The organism is Draconibacterium sediminis (assembly GCF_000949475.1).
In the GTDB taxonomy this organism is placed as follows: domain Bacteria; phylum Bacteroidota; class Bacteroidia; order Bacteroidales; family Prolixibacteraceae; genus Draconibacterium; species Draconibacterium sediminis.
Genome location: NZ_JRHC01000001.1, coordinates 598,533 through 616,621, shown reverse-complemented (window position 1 = coordinate 616,621; position 18,089 = coordinate 598,533). Strand labels below are relative to the sequence as shown.

The window sequence follows — 18,089 nt, the reverse complement described above, 5'->3', positions numbered from 1 at the left end:
GCCTTGTACACCTCTGCCTTTTCAATTTATTTTCGTGAAATTTTTACCTTTTTAGTTGGCGCCATTTGTATGTTGCGCACATGCACACGGTGTTTCACTTTATCAGCTACATCGGCAAAAGCCTGCCCCGTAATTGTATCGCCGCTGGCAGCTACGGGTGTTCCTTCATCTCCACCTTCGCGAATGCTCTGAACGATTGGAATTTGACCAAGCAAGGGCAAACCCAGTTTATCGGCCAGTTTTTTACCACCTTCCTTACCAAAAATGTAGTATTTATTTTCAGGCAGTTCTTCCGGTGTAAACCACGCCATATTTTCTACCAAACCAAGCACAGGTACATCAACCGATTTACTTTGGAACATGCTGGCTCCGCGAACCACGTCGGCCAAAGCCACATCCTGCGGAGTGGTTACAATCACAGCTCCGGTTACCGGAACACTTTGTACCAAAGTAAGGTGAATATCGCTGGTACCCGGAGGCAGGTCGATCAGCAAATAATCCAGTTCGCCCCAGTTTCCTTCCGAAATCAGTTGCTTTAATGCATTCGATGCCATTGGTCCGCGCCAGATAATGGCACTGTCGGGATCAACAAAAAAGCCTACCGACAAGAATTTAACACCATATTTTTCCAGCGGATTGATCATTTCTCTGTCGTCGATCTTTATTCCTGCCGGACGTTCGCCTTCAACACCAAACATTTTTGGAATTGAGGGGCCAAAAATATCGGCATCGAGCAAACCAACTTTTGCTCCACTTTTTGCCAGTGCAACAGCTGTATTTACCGCCACAGTTGATTTTCCAACACCACCTTTACCCGATGCAATGGCCACAATGTTTTTAACGTTGGGCAAAACCGGGCGCTCCATGTCGTGAATAAATTTCACGGCAATGTTGTCTTCAATTTCAACCTGTTCGCCAATGTATTTTTTTATGGCCGCTTCGCAAGCCAAAACCAGTGCTTCAATATTTGGGTCGTTGCTTTTCTGAAAAACCAGCGAAAAACTGATTCGTTGTCCGGCAATGCGGATTTCCTGTGGCATCTCCAGTTGCACCACATCTTCGTCGCTTCCCGGATATTTTACGGTGCGCAGCGCATCGGTAACATCTTTCGGGACAATTAATTTTCTTGGTATATCTGCCATTTTAAAATGCTTATTTCACTTTTTTGAAAAATTATTTGTAGCTGCAAATTTAATAATTGCAATTAGATGAACAGTTTAAACACGGAAATGTTTTGATTATCAATATGAACATTTGATTGATTCGAGCTACTTTCCTGCGAATGAGAAAATGTTCAACTACAATTCTTTCATCGGATCCCAGAATTTTTCCTTGAAATCCAGGATTTTGTCGCCATCCAGCTTCAGCCCTTCAGCCTCAAGAAGTTCCTGCATGGCATTTGGATTATCAAAATGATGTTTCCCGGTTAGTAGTCCATTACGGTTCACCACCCGGTGCGCCGGCACAAACTCCGGGTGCGAGTGACTGGCATTCATCGCCCAGCCCACCATTCGCGCGGCTCCCGGCGAACCCAGACAAGCAGCTATTGCTCCGTACGATGTTACTCGTCCCGGCGGAATTTGCTTTACTACTTCGTAAACCTGGTTAAAGAAATCACTCACGTTTGGAATATTTGAATGTTAGAATATCGGAATATTCGAATTTTACGCTTTGCCAACTGCGACTGAAAACTGCCTACTCTCTTTTATAAGTCCCGTGCACTACGCCCAAAGCTCCTGTACTCGTCGCGTTCGATATCTATTTCGGGCTCTGTGTATTCGCCGTCGTGTGGAATAAAGGCCAGGTATTTACTTGGTATTCCGCGGTCGAGCCACTGCTTTTCGTAAAACGTACGGATGCGCAGCACATCAGTTAATCCTTCCCATTCGTACAAATTATCGGTTTCAGCCAGTATTTCGAATTGATTCAATTTCGCCATTTCAAGCGTGTAGTTGTACTGAAAATTACTGTCGGTTTTTAAATGCACCACACCGCCGGGTTTCAGAAAATTCCGGTATTTATTCAGAAACGTTGTTGAGGTAAGGCGTTTCCGGGCTTTCCGCATTTGCGGATCGGGGAAAGTGAGCCAAATTTCATCCACCTCATCCTTGCCAAAAAACTGCGTAATCAGTTCGATATTGGTACGCAAAAATCCCACATTTGTCATTTCGCGTTGGAAGGCCTGTTTTGCACCTTTCCACAGCCGCGCGCCTTTAATATCCACACCAATGTAATTGATGTTCGGATTCATTGCCGCCAGCTCAACGGTATACTCCCCCTTGCCACAACCCAACTCTAAGATTATGGGCTGATCGTTTTTAAAAAATTCGGCCGACCATTTTCCTTTTAAATGAAAATCATCGTGGCCAACCTTATGAAACGGCGCCTGAACAACATGTTCATAGCTCTTCATTTCATCAAACTTTTTCAGCTTTCCTTTTCCCACCTCTAAAAAATAAACTATTGGTATTTATAAATTTCCTTGATATTCTATTCCACTTTTTCCACACGCACACCCACATCGGAAATTCCTTTTAGCTCGTCGTTGCGCATGCCTTGCTGCAAACTGATGGTGTAATCGCCCGAGCGGGGGAAAAACACATTGCGCCGGTATATTGCCTCACGGGTTTTTAATCCGCCAAAACCTTCGCCCAGCCATTTCCCCGACGGATCGGCCAGCACCATTTCGAAGGTATCTTTCACCGTTTTGCCACCGGGTTGCTCAATGGAAACAAACAGCCATAGGTTGCTGTAGCGGTAATCCACTTTGTTGCGCACATTAATGTAAAGATTGTGATTTTGAAGGGTATCGGTAACCGGCACCTGAAACACCACCAGCGAATCTTTGTTCCAAACGCCTTTGTTTATTGGCTTGTATTTATCGTAAATACTTTGCGAATTGCAAGCTGCCATAATCAGCACAATTCCCGTAAAAAGTATAACCTGAAAAAAACGACTCATTCTGCTTCAACTATTTTTTTTCGAAAGATCAATACATCAAACGTTATAAAACGCAAGTTGTTTTCTTTAATTACGGTTTTGGCTTCGATTTTGATTTGATCGCCGGTTTTGGCTTCCCCCTCGGTTTTGCTTTGGTTTGCGGTTTTGTCCGTCTCCCTGGCCGCTATCTTGCCTGCGATCGGGATTCTGTCCCTGCGCACTGGGCTGATTTTGATTTCTGCCCCGGTTCGGATTACGACGGTTGCTCCGTTTTTTCGAACGGCTGCTTTTCTTTGCCCGGTCGAAACGATCCAGGTCTTCCTGTCCCACCACATTGTGGAAAGTATCGTTCTTTTGTGCTCCGGCATCGTATTTTTCAACCACCAGTTTTTCCGGTTTTTTACCACTACGGTTTAAACGCAACACCTCTTTTACGCGTTTTACAGGCACGGGTACCAATGTTCCGGGACCTTCGCCGCGAGGTGCATACCAGTATATTCCACCAAAAATATCGGCTTTCAAAAAGGAATAGGTCTTATGTTCCGTTTCAAGCGGAATATGGTTTGGCGGGAAATCTCTTTGTGCATCAATGTAAGCATCCACCTCGAAATTGAGGCAACACTTTAACTTACCACATTGCCCGGCCAGTTTTTGCGGATTTAGCGAAATCTCCTGATGACGTGCTGCATTGGTTGTTACCGACACAAAATTACTCATCCATGTTGAGCAGCACAGCGTTCGTCCGCAAGGGCCAATTCCGCCAATACGGCCGGCTTCCTGGCGAGCACCGATCTGTTTCATCTCGATGCGAATACGGAATGTTTCGGCCAGAACTTTTATCAGCTGGCGAAAATCAACACGGCCATCAGCAATGTAATAGAAAATGGCTTTTGTTTTATCGCCCTGGTATTCCACATCGCCAATTTTCATATCAAGGCGCAGGTCTTTCACAATTTGCCGCGATTTGATCATGGTTTCGTGTTCCAGCGAAATGGCTTCTTTCCACTTATCGATATCAACCGGTTTGGCGTGGCGGTACACTTTGCGGTATTCGCCGTTATTCAGGGTTACTTTGTGGCGTTTCAATTGCTCAAACACCAACTCCCCTTTCAGGGAAATAATACCAATGTCGTGACCCGGATTCCCTTCAACGGCCACCAGTTCGCCAACTTTAAGTTTTAGGTTATTTACGTTTTTATAATAGTCTTTTCGGGTATTTTTAAAACGCACCTCAACAATGTCTTCGCCTTTATAAGCAGGCTGTACATCGCCAAGCCAGTCGGTAACCTGCAGTTTTCCGCAGTTTCCAACTTTCGTTTGACAAATCCCTCTATCTGTGGTATTTACTTCTTTCATTCTTTAGGCTTAAGTCCCCGGCTTTCCAGTATTCTTCAAAGGCCTGTTTTATCCGGCAATGCCAAGATAATCATTTACCTCACAAAAGTAATGATTAATAGCAATTTGATAGCTAGAGGCTTGGTTTTTAAAATGAATCTAAAAAGGGAAACTAGCAAGACGGAATAACTACCGTTTAATCAACCGTACCATGCGCAAACCGGTATCCATAAAAACAATACGCGGATTCCCGTTCATAGAGATGTGTTTTATGGCCAGCTCAAATTCGTCGGCAAAAGCCACAATGTTGCGCTCGTTAATAAAAGGTGCGAATTTTTTGCCCCAGTCTTTTTCGGCGCGGTTCATATACACAATTTCGCTGCGTTTCATATTCGACACAAAATACTCGCGCACCAAACGCAACGACGCTGCAAAAAAGGCTTTTTGTTTGTCGCGGCCAATCTTTGCCATTTCATCGGCCCAGTCAATCATATCTTTCACTTGCCGGGCATAGGCAAAACGCATCATTTCCTGAAATTTCTGGAAATAAAACTGCTCATCGTCCGACGGTGATAAATAGCTCAACGCTTTCAGGTAACTTCCCGAAGCCAGGTGAACCGCATCGGGAATAATTGCCGGATCAACTCCCTCAATTTTCAGCAATGCATTTTTTATCGATTGATTATCGACAAACGGAAACTTTACCAGTTGCGCCCGCGAGCGAATGGTGCCGATCACACCCTCTTCGTTTTCGGTAACCAAAATAAAAAGTGTTTTGCTGGGCGGCTCCTCAATCATTTTCAGAAGCTTGTTCGAGCAGGCGATGTTCATCTTTTCAGGTAACCAGATGATCATCACTTTAAACTCCGACTCAAACGATTTGAGATTCAGTTTTCGTAGAATCGACTCGCTTTCGCGTTCGTAAATTTCGCCTTGTGCATTTCCAGCGTCGATGTGGCTCAACCAGTCGCTCAGTTCGAAATACGGGTTGGCCAAAACCTTCTCGCGCCACTTCGGAAGAAAATCGTCGCTAACCGGCTTATTAAACTGTTTGGCGTTAAAAATCGGGAATACAAAATGCAAATCGGGGTGCGCCATTTTTTGGTATTTATGGCACGACGGGCAGGTACCACACGAATCGGTTTCGCTGCGGTTTTTGCACGAAACATACTGCGCATAAGCCAAAGCCATGGCCAGCTTGCCGGTTCCCGACGGGCCCGAAAATAACTGTGCGTGACTGATTCGTTGCTCCTGCACCGACCTGATCAGGCGGCTTTTTATATTCTCTTGTCCTACTACGTCTTTGAAAAACATAAGCCAAAAATAGTATTTTCTGCCTGTTCGGCGGTGGAAGAATAGAGAAATATGCCGAAAGAAAAAGTTGGCGGTTGGCAAAATGCAGTAGGCAAAGTTGCGAGCTGCTAGTTACTAGCCGCTAGCTTTTCTTCTTTGGAGAAACTTTTAAACACAAAGACCCTATGACACTAAAAACTAAACCACATTAGGCACATTGGACACAATAGGTTTGGGTACTACTGCAAAATAGTTCCACTGTCAAATTGCAAAACTGTTCTATTGCTAAATTGTAAAACTGAAAACTGAAAACTTTCTTCCCTCTTCTGAAATCTGAAATCGTTAATCTTCATTCGTAATTCAATGTTTTACATTTCCTCCTCATTCTCTCAATAATTCATTCACACGTCTGCTGCTAAACTGTTAAATTGCAAAACTGTTGGGTGCGACTGAAAACTGCGACTGAAAACTGTATACTTTCCTCCCCTTCTGCAATCACAATTCTAATGCTCACATTTATGCATTAAAGCATTTATGCATTTTCGTATTCCATTATTCCAACATTCTAATATTCAACCACTCCTCCACTCCTCGTTATCTTACCGCAACATTAAATTATGAAAGGCCTTAAAATTCTGCTGTTTTTTCGTGCTATTAATTCCTATCTTTGGTTGAATTTTTCAAAAAACACTAAAAATATAATATCATGCAAACTATTAGCAGCTATGACTTTAAAGGAAAGAGAGCTCTAATCCGCGTTGATTTCAACGTGCCTTTAAACGACAAATTCGAGATTACCGACGATACACGTATGCGTGCCGCCCTTCCAACAATCAAAAAAATTATCGAAGGCGGTGGTTCACCAATCATCATGTCGCACCTTGGCCGTCCGAAAAACGGTCCGGAAGAAAAATTCTCGCTGAAACCATTGGTAAATCACCTGAGCGAACTGCTTGGTGGTGCTACGGTAAAAATCGCTCCTGATTGTATTGGCGACGAAGTAAAAGCTATGGCTGAGGATGTAAAACCAGGTGAAGTTTTGATTCTTGAAAACCTGCGTTTTTACAAAGAAGAAACTGCCGGCGACGAAGAATTTGCTGCTAAACTAGCTGAAAACGGCGACTGCTGGGTAAACGATGCTTTTGGTACTGCTCACCGTGCACACGCTTCAACTGCTGTAATCGCTAAGTTTTTCCCGAACGACAAAATGTTTGGTTACCTGATTGAAAGCGAAGTGGAAAGCCTCGACAAAGTAGTAAAAGCGCCAAAGCGTCCGCTTACTGCAATTATGGGTGGAGCTAAAGTTTCGTCGAAAATTACCATTATCGAAAACATGTTGGATAAAGTAGACAACCTGATTTTGGGTGGTGGCATGAAATTTACTTTCGCGAAAGCTCACGGAGGTAAAGTTGGTAGCTCAATATGCGAAGACGACTTCCTGGAAACAGCTTTAAATATTGAAAAGCTGGCGAAAGAAAAAGGGGTGAATTTATACATGGCCAGCGATGTTATTGCTGCCGATGCATTTAGCAACGATGCCAACACAAAAGTTCTTCCTATTGGCGAAATTCCTGACGGATGGATGGGATTGGATGCCGGCCCTGATGCTATTGAAGAATTCAAGAAAGTAATTGAAAAATCGGGTACTATTCTCTGGAATGGCCCTATCGGTGTTTTCGAAATGGAAGCTTTTGCTGAAGGAACAAGAGCAGTTGGTGAAGCTGTTGTTGAAGCAACAAAAAAAGGTGCATTCTCGCTTGTTGGCGGTGGCGACTCGGTTGCTGCGGTTAATCAATTGGGATTTGCTGATGGTGTTTCGTACATCTCAACTGCAGGTGGCGCGCTGTTGGAATACCTTGAAGGAAAAACGCTTCCTGGTGTTGCTGCTGTTCGTGGCGAATAATAACCCTTCTGGCTTCCCTAAAGGGTAGAACTGATAAGAAGGTTACAATATTTTCAAAGGCCTGGTTCGTTTTGAACCGGGCTTTTTTGTGTTATTCAATCTTGATTAAAAGCAGCTATTTTATTCTTCACTTCTATTAAATGGAGCTGTTTTTGTTTTCGTCCGGAATAACCATCATCGTTGAACAGCTTTCTTCGCCGGACGATCTCCCTGACAACCTTTTACCCGGGGCGGCGTAATTCAAAGAATTACTTTGCCCCGGGCTAAAATAAAACGCACTTTCAGCGCTTTTAATTAGGAGCCCCAAAGGGGCGAAAAGCAATAACCCGGTGCGACTGACGACAGTCAGTAAGCGCCGGGAAAGAAAATTAAGTCAATCTCGTTCGGCGAAGAAAGCTGAATAGAGATTGTTCGCTGCCCCGGACGAAATAAACCGAAAGCAACTATAAACTGATTGTAGAAAAAAATAAGAATGGGTCAAATTTTTATTCTCCGACTTTCTTTGTCTGCCAATTCTTTCCCTTGAACATAACCCCCCATCCAACTGTTCCATAACAAACTTAAAACAGGAAAAAATGAAAGGTAACGTAGGATCAATTGACAGGTTAATACGAATTATTGCAGGATTGATAATTGCTATTATCGGTGCTATTTTCGACAGCTGGTGGGGTTTAATTGGCATTATTCCATTGGCCACCGGGCTTTTTAGGTTTTGTCCGTTGTATTTCCCACTAAATATTTCTACTACCGGAAAGGACGAATAAACGACAACCGCGGTTTTTGCAACTTCAATAATTTAAAGTTTACCCGCTAAACAATTATCAGTACTCATTTCAGAATGTTGCTGAATGTCAAAATATTGCCCCCTCCAATCTCTTTTTATCCTCGACTCAAATAGTCTTTAAAACAAGAAATTTAAATATATTTAGGAGCTATATTTAGGTTATTCCTTGTGTTTTTATCAATTTTGAAGAGTATTAAACTTTTATACTATGAATGCGATTAACCGCTGGCCGCTTCTGGCCATTCTGGCGCTGCTTTTTACGGTGGCGTGCACCACTAATGAATCCGGCCCCGACCTTATGATACAAAAAGAACTGAACACCAACTGGACCTTTAGCCAGGCAGGTGAAAACGAATGGTTGCCCGCCACAGTTCCGGGAACAGTTCACACCGATTTGCTGGCCAACGAAAAAATTGAAGATCCTTTTTATCGGTTGAATGAACTGGATCAGCAATGGATCGACAAAGTGGACTGGGAATACAAAAGCACTTTCACGGTTGACAAAACATTTTTAACCCGCGACATAGTGGTTCTCGATTTTGAAGGTCTTGATACTTATGCCGATGTTTCGGTGAACGGCGAAAAAGTACTTTCGGCCGACAACATGTTTCGCGAGTGGCAGGTGGATGTAAAAGACCTGTTAAAAGAAGGCGACAACGAAATACACATTGTTTTTCGCTCGCCAATTGTTGAAGGGTTGAAAAAATACGATGCCAACGGTTTTGTGTATCCCGGAGCCGAAAACGACCAGGCCGAACGCGGAGAAGTAGAAGGCAACAAACGTGTTAGTATATACACGCGTAAAGCCGGTTACCATTATGGTTGGGACTGGGGTCCACGTTTGGTAACCAGCGGTATCTGGAAACCGGTTTACCTGAAAGCCTGGGACAATGCAACTATCGAAAATCTGCAAATTGTTCAGAACGAAGTTTCTGACGAAAAAGCAACATTCACCGCTGTTTTCGAAGTAGACGCAGTTAAGAAAACAAAAGCTACCATTGCTGTAAATAACGATGGACAAACTTTGGCTTCAAGTGAAGTTAGTCTTACTCCGGGAGTAAATAAATATTCGGTTGATTTTGAAATTGCCAACCCACAGCTTTGGTGGACAAACGGTTTGGGAGAAGCACATTTATACAATCTTTCAGGAGTTCTGGATGTAAAAGGCCGCACGGTTACTGAAGATACCCGAATTGGTATTCGCACGCTGGAACTGGTTCGCGAGAAAGACGATGCCGGTACTTCGTTCTACTTCAAACTGAACGGGCACCCGGTATTTATGAAAGGTGCCAACTATATTCCGAACGACATGTTCCTGCCACGCGTTACCGACGAAAATTACCGCAAGGTGGTTATGAATGCCAAAAATGCAAACAACAATATGTTGCGTGTTTGGGGAGGTGGTATTTACGAAAACGATATTTTCTACAACCTCTGCGATGAAAACGGAATACTGATCTGGCAGGACTTTATGTTTGCCTGTGCCATGTTCCCGAATAATCCTGAGTTTTTGGATAACATTAAACACGAAGCGATTGACAATGTAAAACGCCTGCGCAATCACCCAAGTATTGCCTTGTGGTGTGGCAACAACGAAATTCTGACTGCCTGGAACACCTGGGGATGGAAAAAAATTGCTGCCGACCAGGGCGATGATGTAACTGAGAAAGTATGGCAGGCTTATGTTGATATTTTCCATAAAACCTTGCCCGACGTAGTGAATGAATACGATCCTGCGCGCAGTTACTGGGGATCAAGTCCATCATCGGGTCTTGGTGTACAGGCTGACCTTGTAAATGGAGACGAACACTACTGGGGTGTTTGGTGGGCTAAAGAGCCGTTCAGCACTTATGCCACTCACCTGGCTCGTTTTATGAGCGAGTATGGTTTCCAGAGTTTCCCTGAAATGGCGTCGGTACGTAAATATGCCGAGCCGGAAGATTACGATATCTACTCGGAAGTGATGGAGTCGCACCAGCGCTCATCGATCGGTAACGGAACCATCGAATATTACATGCTTCAGGAATACAAAAAACCAAAAGATTTTGAGTCGTTCCTGTATGTAAACCACGTGTTGCAAGCCGACGGTATTAAATTCGGATTGGAAGGACACCGCCGCGCAATGCCGTTCTGTATGGGAAGTTTGTACTGGCAGATCAACGATGTTTGGCCGGTGGCTTCGTGGAGCTCAACCGATTATTATCAAAAATGGAAAGCGTTGCAATACTACGTTAAAAAAGGATTTAGCCAGGTTTTGGTTAGCCCCTACGAAGAAGGAATTAAGTTTAAAGTGGGTATTGTTAACGACCGACTGGAGCCAATTCAAGCCGAGCTTCGTATGCAAATGGTTGATTTCGATGGCAAAGTGATTTGGGAAGAAGCTCACCTGGTTGATATTCCTGCCAACTCGAGCGACGACTATTTTGATGTAAACAAAAACGAGTGGCGTTACCAATACAGAAGAAATCTGAAAAACGTTGTATTCACCACCGAACTGGTTGAAAATGGTAATGTTCTTTCGAAAAACTACTACTACTTCCTGCCATTTAAAAACCTTAGCGTTAAAGCACCACAGGTTGAATATGCCATAACAAAAGCCGATAACGGTTTTGACATTGCGCTAAGAACCGACAAACTGGCGAAAAACCTGTTCCTGGAAATTGGCGACGAAGAAGGTTTCTTCTCCGACAATTACTTTGATATGCTGCCAAACGATAAGGTATCGATCCACTTAAAAACCGATATTTCGGAAGAAAAGCTAAACGAAGTACTTACCATTCGTACTTTGGATGACGCTTTTTAAGCTGAGAACAAAAATTTTTGGTACTTACGCGCTTAGCGCATAAATGATAATAATGAAGGATGTTCAGATAGAATTACGCTTTCTGAACATCCTTTTCTTTTGTTGACACCCCGCTGTTTAAAACAAATCCACCCGCACATTTTTATTCCTTTTCAATTTCCCGACCTTTAAGCTTATTATGAATTTATTTATTGCATTCTTTTTTAGCATTCTCTCTATTTTCACAGGCAAACCGGCCGAAGAAACCGAAGTATACCTGCAGAAGGGAGGCCGGTTAATCGCATCTCAGGCCACCGGCGAAAAAGGCAAAGTAAGCTTTAAACACCTTGATGAAGGCAGCTACAAATTGCTTTTGGTTTTCCCGCAACAGGAAGGAAAATACATAAAGGAAAAGCCCAAACACGAAACCATGACCAAAGCCACTTACAAACCGAAAAACAAAACTTACTATTACCAGGGAACTGAAGGTTTTTTCGCCATAAAATTCAGGGATCTTTCAAAGATTAAAAGCGAGAATTTCTCAGCTATATTCAGGGAGGAACAAGATGGCGAAGATAAATTTAATGCGATTGCCGAATTTGGTATTCACAAGGCCGGCGGATCGGTAGGAATTTTTGTAGAAGCTATTACTGCGGCTCAATTCAAAAAAGCTGCAGATAAAATTGGTCAGGATATTTCAACACAATCTATTCGGGGGATAAAATAGAACTGTCATTTCGAACATAGTGAGAAATCTGTAACTCAGAAGATTCAAAGTGACAGATTTCTCAGTTGTTCCTCCTTCGAAATGACAATATCATTAAATAATTCCCAATTCTTTACCCACCTTAGTAAAGGCATCAACAGCCCTGTCGATTTCCTCGAACGAGTGTGCTGCCGAAAGCTGAACCCGAATTCTTGCTTTTCCGCGAGGAACTACAGGGAAACAGAATCCGATAACATAAACGCCTTCTTTCAATAATTCGTCGGCAAATTTTATGGCCAGTGGTTCATCGTAAACCATCACCGGAACAATAGCGGTATCGCCTTTTACCAGGTCGAAACCGGCGGCTTCCATTTTCGTTCTGAAACGATCGGCATTTGCCATTGTTTTGGCTGGCAGATCCGCACCACCCGAAAGCATTTCGATAACTTTCATAGTTGCTCCAACCGTTGCCGGTGCCAGAGTATTCGAGAATAAATACGGACGTGAACGTTGACGCAACATATCGATGATCTCCCGGCGACCTGAGGTACAACCTCCGTTACCACCACCCATGGCTTTCCCGAAAGTGGTTGTTATAATATCAATTTCTCCCAGTAAATCGTAATGTTCGGCAGTACCACGGCCGGTTTTTCCAATGTAACCGGTGGCATGCGAATCGTCGACCATTACCAGTGCATCGTATTTTTTAGCCAGCTTAACAATGTCGGGTAAATTAGCAATATCTCCATCCATCGAAAAAACACCATCGGTAACAATTAAACGGTATTTTGCGCCCGATGCATCTTTTAGACATTGCTCCAGCTCTGCCATATCAGAGTGTTTGTAACGAAAACGCTGTGCTTTACACAAACGCACCCCGTCGATAATCGAAGCATGGTTTAACTCATCCGAAATAATCGCCGAATCAGCACCTAAAAGTGGCTCAAAAACTCCGCCGTTGGCATCAAAACAGGCACAGTATAAAATCGTGTCCTCAGTTCCCAAAAACTCAGAAACCTTTTCTTCCAACTGTTTATGAATGGATTGTGTTCCGCAAATAAAACGCACTGAAGAAAGTCCGAATCCCCAGTCGTTCATAATGTCCTGCGCAGCTTTAACCACCTCCGGATTGTTGGCCAGCCCCAAGTAATTGTTGGCACAAAAATTCAGTACCGTCTCTCCGGTTGATACTGCAATTTCAGAGCTTTGCGATGTCGTAATAATCCGTTCGCTTTTATATAATCCCTGCTCTTTTAATTCTTCGAGCGTGTTTCTTAGGTCGTTCTTAATTTTTCCGTACATGATTCCAGTTGTTTTAAACTTTACACAAAGTAATGGAAAGCAATAGTATTAAACATTGATAAAAGGCAGAAATTTCAAGTTGACAGTTATCAGTCTCAGTTTGCAGTCTAAGTTCAAAGTTACATCAATAAAACTGCTAACTGCCACTGCTAACTGATCACTATTTTCTTCTATCTTTGCGCCAAAATAAAGAAAGAACAATGAGCGAAAGAAAAGTACGGGTACGATTTGCCCCAAGTCCAACCGGGCCGTTGCATATGGGTGGCGTGCGAACAGCTTTATTTAATTACCTGTTTGCAAAAAAACACGGTGGCGAATTTATACTCCGAATTGAAGATACCGACCAAACCCGATTTGTTCCGGGTGCCGAAGATTATATTATTGAAAGCTTGAACTGGTGCGGATTAACACCGGTTGAAGGCCCGGGAATTGGGGGCGACTTTGGCCCATACCGTCAGAGTGAACGGAAAGAGTTGTATAAAAAATATGCCGATCAGCTGGTAGAAAGCGGCTGGGCTTATTATGCTTTTGACACACCTGAAGAAATTGATACGCTGCGCCAGGCCGCGGAAGCCAACAAGGAAACTTTCGCGTACGGAATTGCCACGCGCGACAAGCTGAATAACTCGCTCAAATTATCGGAAGAAGAAGTTCAACAAAAAATAACAGCAGGCGAAGCTTATGTAATTCGTTTTAAAATGCCTGCGGATACAGACGTTTCAGAGGACGATCTGATTCGTGGTAACGTAACTTTTAACACCACAAAAAGTCTCGACGACAAGGTGCTTTTTAAATCGGACGGAATGCCGACTTACCACCTTGCCAATGTGGTTGACGATCATTTGATGGAGATTTCGCACGTTATTCGTGGCGAAGAATGGTTGCCATCAATGCCGCTGCACGTTTTGTTATACAAAGCATTGGGCTGGGAGGCTACCAAACCTCGATTTGCACATCTTCCATTGATTTTAAAACCGGTTGGAAAAGGAAAACTCAGCAAACGCGATGGCGACAAGCTGGGATTCCCGGTATTTCCATTGTTGTGGACTGATCCAAAAACAGGAGACGTTTCTCGTGGCTACCGCGAAGATGGTTATTTCCCTGAGGCTTTTATTAACCTGCTGGCATTATTGGGCTGGAACCCGGGAACTGAGCAGGAATTTTTCTCGCTGGAAGAACTGGGAGAAATCTTCAGCTTGGAGCGCGTGGTAAAATCAGGATCACGTTTCGATCCGGAAAAAGCCAAATGGTTTAACAAACATTATTTCCAGCAGAAATCGGTTGAGGAACTTTCGGAGTTATTCAAACCCATACTTGCAGAAAAAGGAGTAGAAGCATCGGATGAAAAAGTAAATGCAGTAGTTGCCGAGATAAAAGAGCGCTGCGAATTTGTTTCCGAACTGTGGGATCAGAGCAGCTACTTTTTTGTGGCCCCAACCGAGTACGACGAAAAAACAGTAAAAAAACGTTGGAAAGAAAATACTTCGGCCCAGTTATCTGAAATAGTTAATGTTTTTGAAACTGTTGAAAACTGGAAAGCCGATGCCATAAAAGAAGTTTTTTCAGCTTTTATGACTGAAAAAGAATGGGGATTTGGCGCGATTATGAATCCGCTGCGACTGGCGCTTGTTGGCGGGAATATGGGCCCCGACTTGTTTGTAATTTGCGAGCTGCTGGGTAAAGAAGAAAGCATCGCACGTATAAAAACAGCAATCGAAAAGATATAATCGACACCACTTTATATCATAAAAAAAACCGGCTTGATTCAAGCCGGTTTTTTTGTAATCAGATCTCATACCGATGTGAAATGAAAGTGCACCTTATTTCAGATAATATTCTATTTCTATCGGTATTAACCACCGTAATTTCACTGTTTCGCTTAAAGCTCACACTGAAAAACGATTGGTATAACTCTACATTACTTTTTCTTTTTCTTCATAAAAAAGAAAACAGCTGCCGCGATAACTACTACTGCAACAACAATAATGATTACAGTAGTATTGGATCCTGAAGCTTGTTCAGCACCAGCCAACGGCACTTCTTCCAAGTACGAACTGTCCTGAGCACCCAAATTGTCAATGTATGTTCCCTGGTCTTGCGCCATTAGCAACATTGTTGGTAAACTCATGATGAACAATCCGATCATTGCAATTACTCTCTTCATTTCTCTAAATTTTAATATTCGTATTACTTATTTAATTTCTCTTTCACTCTCTTCAATAGTGGTGCCGCATTTTTGTAACGCGGATTCACTGCCATTAGCTCTTCCAAAACCGAATAACTTTCGTCAAACTTTCCCTGATCGAATAATTTTTGCGCCTCGAGCAAATACAACGGCTCGTAGTATGGATGTATTGTCCTGCCTTTTTCCAATAATTGGTCAAGCTCGGCATACTTGCGTTGCGCCAGTTTCAAATTCGCCAAATTTACAAACATCCAAACATTATTGGGGTCTGTTTCCAGTTCCTTTTTTAATAATACTTCGGCTTCGTCCCATTTTCGGTGTTTCAAAAGATCAATCCCTTCAAAATCGTCTTTCGATTGCCTTTGTAAAAGAACCACCAATGGATTGCCTTTATGGTAAAATGTTTTCACAATCCTTGTCGATTGCCAGGTATCATTCTTCAGCAAATATGGATGAATATAATTCACCCCAAATAATGCATAATCCCAATTTACTGAGCTTCGTTCAAGGTATCGTGTGTATTGAAAATCAATGTTGGGTATCTTCTCAAAATAATTGGGCAACTGGCAATTCATCGCTACTGTGGATTCTTTATCACCAATCTCGGAGATCAAATAATCAGTTGCCTCCTTCATTCCGTGGAAATAATAGTCGTATTCGTAATTACCCCAAGCCGTTTTATTTCCTCCTGAAATGGCGTTGAAATAGATATAATCTGCCGGAAAAGTTTTCGCCTGGTGTTGAAAGGGCAAAATCATCAACACAAAAAACAGCGCGATGGCCGGAATTTTTACGTTCTTGCTAATGTCAGATTTTAAGAACTGAAACACTCCACTAACTGCCAAAACAACCATCACCGGAACCACAAATAACATTTGCCGGAGTCCGCTGTACAGGTTCGATCCGATAACAATTACATACACCACCGGGAAAAGCAGCGTAAAAAAGACGAACAACTCTATACTGAGTTGTTCGCTTAACGGTTTAGAAAACTTATAGGTTAAAAAGGCTATGAAGTATAGAGCCCCGAGCAAAATAAACTCGGGTGTTGCAATCAAAATCCATTTTATAAGGTAATGCCATGGCAGCGATGAACTCCAGATTACCTCGCCTTCGAACAACTGTTTAATGCTGATTTTGTAGTGCTCCATCACCGATAAACTTTCGAGCGGATGACGCACTACGTCCTGCAAGGCATAGGGCCAGAATAATAGTCCGAGGAAATAACCTGCAAATACTATTACCAGCCACTGGCCCATTAACCTTACAAAACAAGATTTAGTTGAAACGATATATTTAAGTAAAAAAGGCTTCAAAAGAACGATAACCACAATTCCCAATCCGAGGTAGGCAAAAAGAATTAATCCGCCAATACGCACCGAACAGGTAAAAGCGATGGCCAATCCAAGACCGATCACTGTTCTCCAGTTCACTTTCGGGAATTGTTTTAAGTATTTTATTATGAAGTAAATGCCGGCCACATAACCGGCTGCAAACGGAATGTCTTTTAAGTTGCCAAATGCCTGCCCAAATAAACGCGGCGTGAGCATCAGCGATAAAACGACAGTTGCTGCCACCCAATATGAATTAGAAATTTCTTTTCCCAGCAAACCGGCAAACACCAGTAGCAGGAAGAAAAATACAGCTCCAGTAAAATGTCGTGTCAGAAATTCATTTTCGATGGAGAGTACACGGTTGATCAGTGCAGTGAGGTTATCAACCGACTGACCGTAATATTTCAGGTTGTCAACAGGAGTATCAAGGCACGATGCATCTTCGCCACCGGTGGAATACCAGTTTACCACCCGTTTGGCGTGCGGGTAATGCAACATTTCATCGACATTAACAGCCGCCTTTGGCGCTAACGACAGCAAGATCGCAGCAGCAACAAACAAGCTGATGCGAAACACATTGCGTGCAGTTAATATGTCGGTTAATTTATTCATAAAACTCCTTCACCAGGTAAACCGGGCGCTTTTGTACTTCCTTGTAAATGCGGTAAATATATTCGCCGATGAGCCCCAAAAAAGTAAGCTGCACCGAGCCAAAAAAACTAATCGCCAAAAAGGTAGACGACCAACCTGTTGGCGCCAACCCTGTGTATTTTGAAATCAGCGTATAAATAATGGCAAGTAAAAACACCAAAACGCCCAACAAACCCAAATACAAACACAGTTTTATGGGCCATTTCGAGAACGAATAAATAGCATCAGCCGCCAGCGCAAACAGTTTTTTGCTGGTCATTTTGGCGATGCCTTCGGCTCTGTCCGGACGCTCGTAAACTATGGTATCGTGCTGAAAACCGATAAAATTGCGGATGCCCGGGAAATAACGGTTCTGCTCGGTAAATTTTAATATGGCCGAAACAGCCCGGCGGCTCATTATACAAAAGTTACCCGCCTGCTCCAGTTGTTGTTCTTCCGAAATATTCCGGAAAATTTTATGAAATACATTGATGTAAAAACGCTTGCTGAACTTTTCGCCACGCTCCGAACGCACAGCCGAAACCACATCGCCTTTGGTGGCACTTATTTTCTGGTAAAGCTCTTTTATCAACTCCGGCGGATCCTGCATATCGCCATCCATTACTACTACATACTCGCCTTTGGTGTATTCCAAACCGGCAGCTATGGCAGCCTGCAATCCAAAATTTCTTGATAGCGATACTACTTTTAACTCCGGCTTCTTCGATTTCATTTCGAGAAGCTGTTGAAGCGTATCATCGGCACTTCCGTCATCAACACACACCACTTCGAAAGCTTCGCCCAAAGTCATCAGGTTATGGTGCACTTCGTTTATCAGCAACGATAAAACGGCGCTTTCGTTAAATAATGGTATTACAACGGATAGTTTCATACT

At 43.0% G+C, this 18,089-nt stretch carries 15 protein-coding genes; 5 read left to right on the top strand and 10 right to left on the bottom strand.

Translation table 11 applies throughout. The annotated features are described in order from the left end of the window. Nucleotides 1-26: 26 nt before the first annotated feature. The 6 genes from LH29_RS02450 to LH29_RS02425 form a co-directional block, all read right to left on the bottom strand. Nucleotides 27-1,142: an Mrp/NBP35 family ATP-binding protein gene (locus LH29_RS02450; RefSeq protein WP_045025953.1), complete on the bottom strand. Its 1,116-nt coding sequence runs from the start codon at nucleotides 1,140-1,142 to the stop codon at nucleotides 27-29. 156 nt (nucleotides 1,143-1,298) lie between these two features. Beyond that, nucleotides 1,299-1,622: an MGMT family protein gene (locus tag LH29_RS02445; RefSeq protein WP_232302810.1), complete on the bottom strand. Its 324-nt coding sequence runs from the start codon at nucleotides 1,620-1,622 to the stop codon at nucleotides 1,299-1,301. A gap of 83 nt (nucleotides 1,623-1,705) precedes the next feature. Next, complete coding sequence (trmB, locus tag LH29_RS02440) at nucleotides 1,706-2,446, bottom strand: tRNA (guanosine(46)-N7)-methyltransferase TrmB (protein WP_045025951.1); 741 nt, start codon at nucleotides 2,444-2,446, stop codon at nucleotides 1,706-1,708. 44 nt (nucleotides 2,447-2,490) lie between these two features. After that, the gene (locus tag LH29_RS02435; protein WP_045025950.1) at nucleotides 2,491-2,961 is read right to left on the bottom strand and encodes a gliding motility lipoprotein GldH; all 471 of its coding nucleotides are present in this window, start codon (nucleotides 2,959-2,961) and stop codon (nucleotides 2,491-2,493) included. 66 nt (nucleotides 2,962-3,027) lie between these two features. Beyond that, the gene (locus LH29_RS02430) at nucleotides 3,028-4,296 is read right to left on the bottom strand and encodes a PSP1 domain-containing protein (RefSeq protein WP_045025949.1); all 1,269 of its coding nucleotides are present in this window, start codon (nucleotides 4,294-4,296) and stop codon (nucleotides 3,028-3,030) included. 168 nt (nucleotides 4,297-4,464) lie between these two features. Beyond that, nucleotides 4,465-5,589: a DNA polymerase III subunit gene (locus LH29_RS02425; protein ID WP_045025948.1), complete on the bottom strand. Its 1,125-nt coding sequence runs from the start codon at nucleotides 5,587-5,589 to the stop codon at nucleotides 4,465-4,467. A gap of 685 nt (nucleotides 5,590-6,274) precedes the next feature. Here LH29_RS02425 and LH29_RS02420 point away from each other — a divergent pair. From LH29_RS02420 to LH29_RS02405, 4 genes are all read left to right on the top strand, one after another. Next, a complete protein-coding gene (locus tag LH29_RS02420; protein ID WP_045025947.1) occupies nucleotides 6,275-7,471 on the top strand; it encodes a phosphoglycerate kinase in 1,197 nt (398 codons plus the stop codon). 575 nt (nucleotides 7,472-8,046) lie between these two features. Beyond that, entirely contained in the window at nucleotides 8,047-8,235 is a 189-nt protein-coding gene (locus LH29_RS02415; protein WP_045025946.1) for a YgaP family membrane protein, read from the top strand. Nucleotides 8,236-8,463: 228 nt separating this feature from the next. Beyond that, nucleotides 8,464-11,058, top strand: coding sequence for a beta-mannosidase (locus LH29_RS02410; protein WP_045025945.1), 2,595 nt, complete (start codon nucleotides 8,464-8,466; stop codon nucleotides 11,056-11,058). Nucleotides 11,059-11,236: 178 nt separating this feature from the next. Continuing rightward, entirely contained in the window at nucleotides 11,237-11,764 is a 528-nt protein-coding gene (locus LH29_RS02405) for a hypothetical protein (protein WP_045025944.1), read from the top strand. Nucleotides 11,765-11,857: 93 nt separating this feature from the next. Here LH29_RS02405 and kbl read toward each other — a convergent pair whose 3' ends face one another. Next, nucleotides 11,858-13,045, bottom strand: a complete 1,188-nt coding sequence (gene kbl / locus LH29_RS02400) for a glycine C-acetyltransferase (protein ID WP_045025943.1) — start codon at nucleotides 13,043-13,045, stop codon at nucleotides 11,858-11,860. A gap of 200 nt (nucleotides 13,046-13,245) precedes the next feature. Here kbl and gltX point away from each other — a divergent pair, with 200 nt between their 5' ends. After that, nucleotides 13,246-14,772 carry a glutamate--tRNA ligase gene (gltX, locus tag LH29_RS02395; RefSeq protein WP_045025942.1) on the top strand — a complete coding sequence of 509 codons (1,527 nt, stop codon included), beginning with the start codon at nucleotides 13,246-13,248 and terminating at the stop codon, nucleotides 14,770-14,772. A 191-nt stretch (nucleotides 14,773-14,963) separates the two neighbouring features. On the opposite strand, the gene LH29_RS02390 is transcribed toward gltX, so the two are convergent. Genes LH29_RS02390 through LH29_RS02380 form a run of 3 tightly spaced genes read right to left on the bottom strand, consistent with a single transcriptional unit; the run spans nucleotide 14,964 to nucleotide 18,086 of the window. Beyond that, nucleotides 14,964-15,209: an LPXTG cell wall anchor domain-containing protein gene (locus LH29_RS02390; protein ID WP_157493539.1), complete on the bottom strand. Its 246-nt coding sequence runs from the start codon at nucleotides 15,207-15,209 to the stop codon at nucleotides 14,964-14,966. Nucleotides 15,210-15,232: 23 nt separating this feature from the next. Beyond that, nucleotides 15,233-17,176 (bottom strand): phospholipid carrier-dependent glycosyltransferase, encoded by a 1,944-nt coding sequence (locus LH29_RS02385; protein ID WP_045025940.1) that lies wholly within the window; start codon nucleotides 17,174-17,176, stop codon nucleotides 15,233-15,235. Then, a complete protein-coding gene (locus LH29_RS02380) occupies nucleotides 17,169-18,086 on the bottom strand; it encodes a glycosyltransferase family 2 protein (protein ID WP_045025939.1) in 918 nt (305 codons plus the stop codon). The genes LH29_RS02385 and LH29_RS02380 overlap by 8 nt, the downstream gene beginning before the upstream one ends. Between the last annotated feature and the right edge of the window lie 3 nt (nucleotides 18,087-18,089).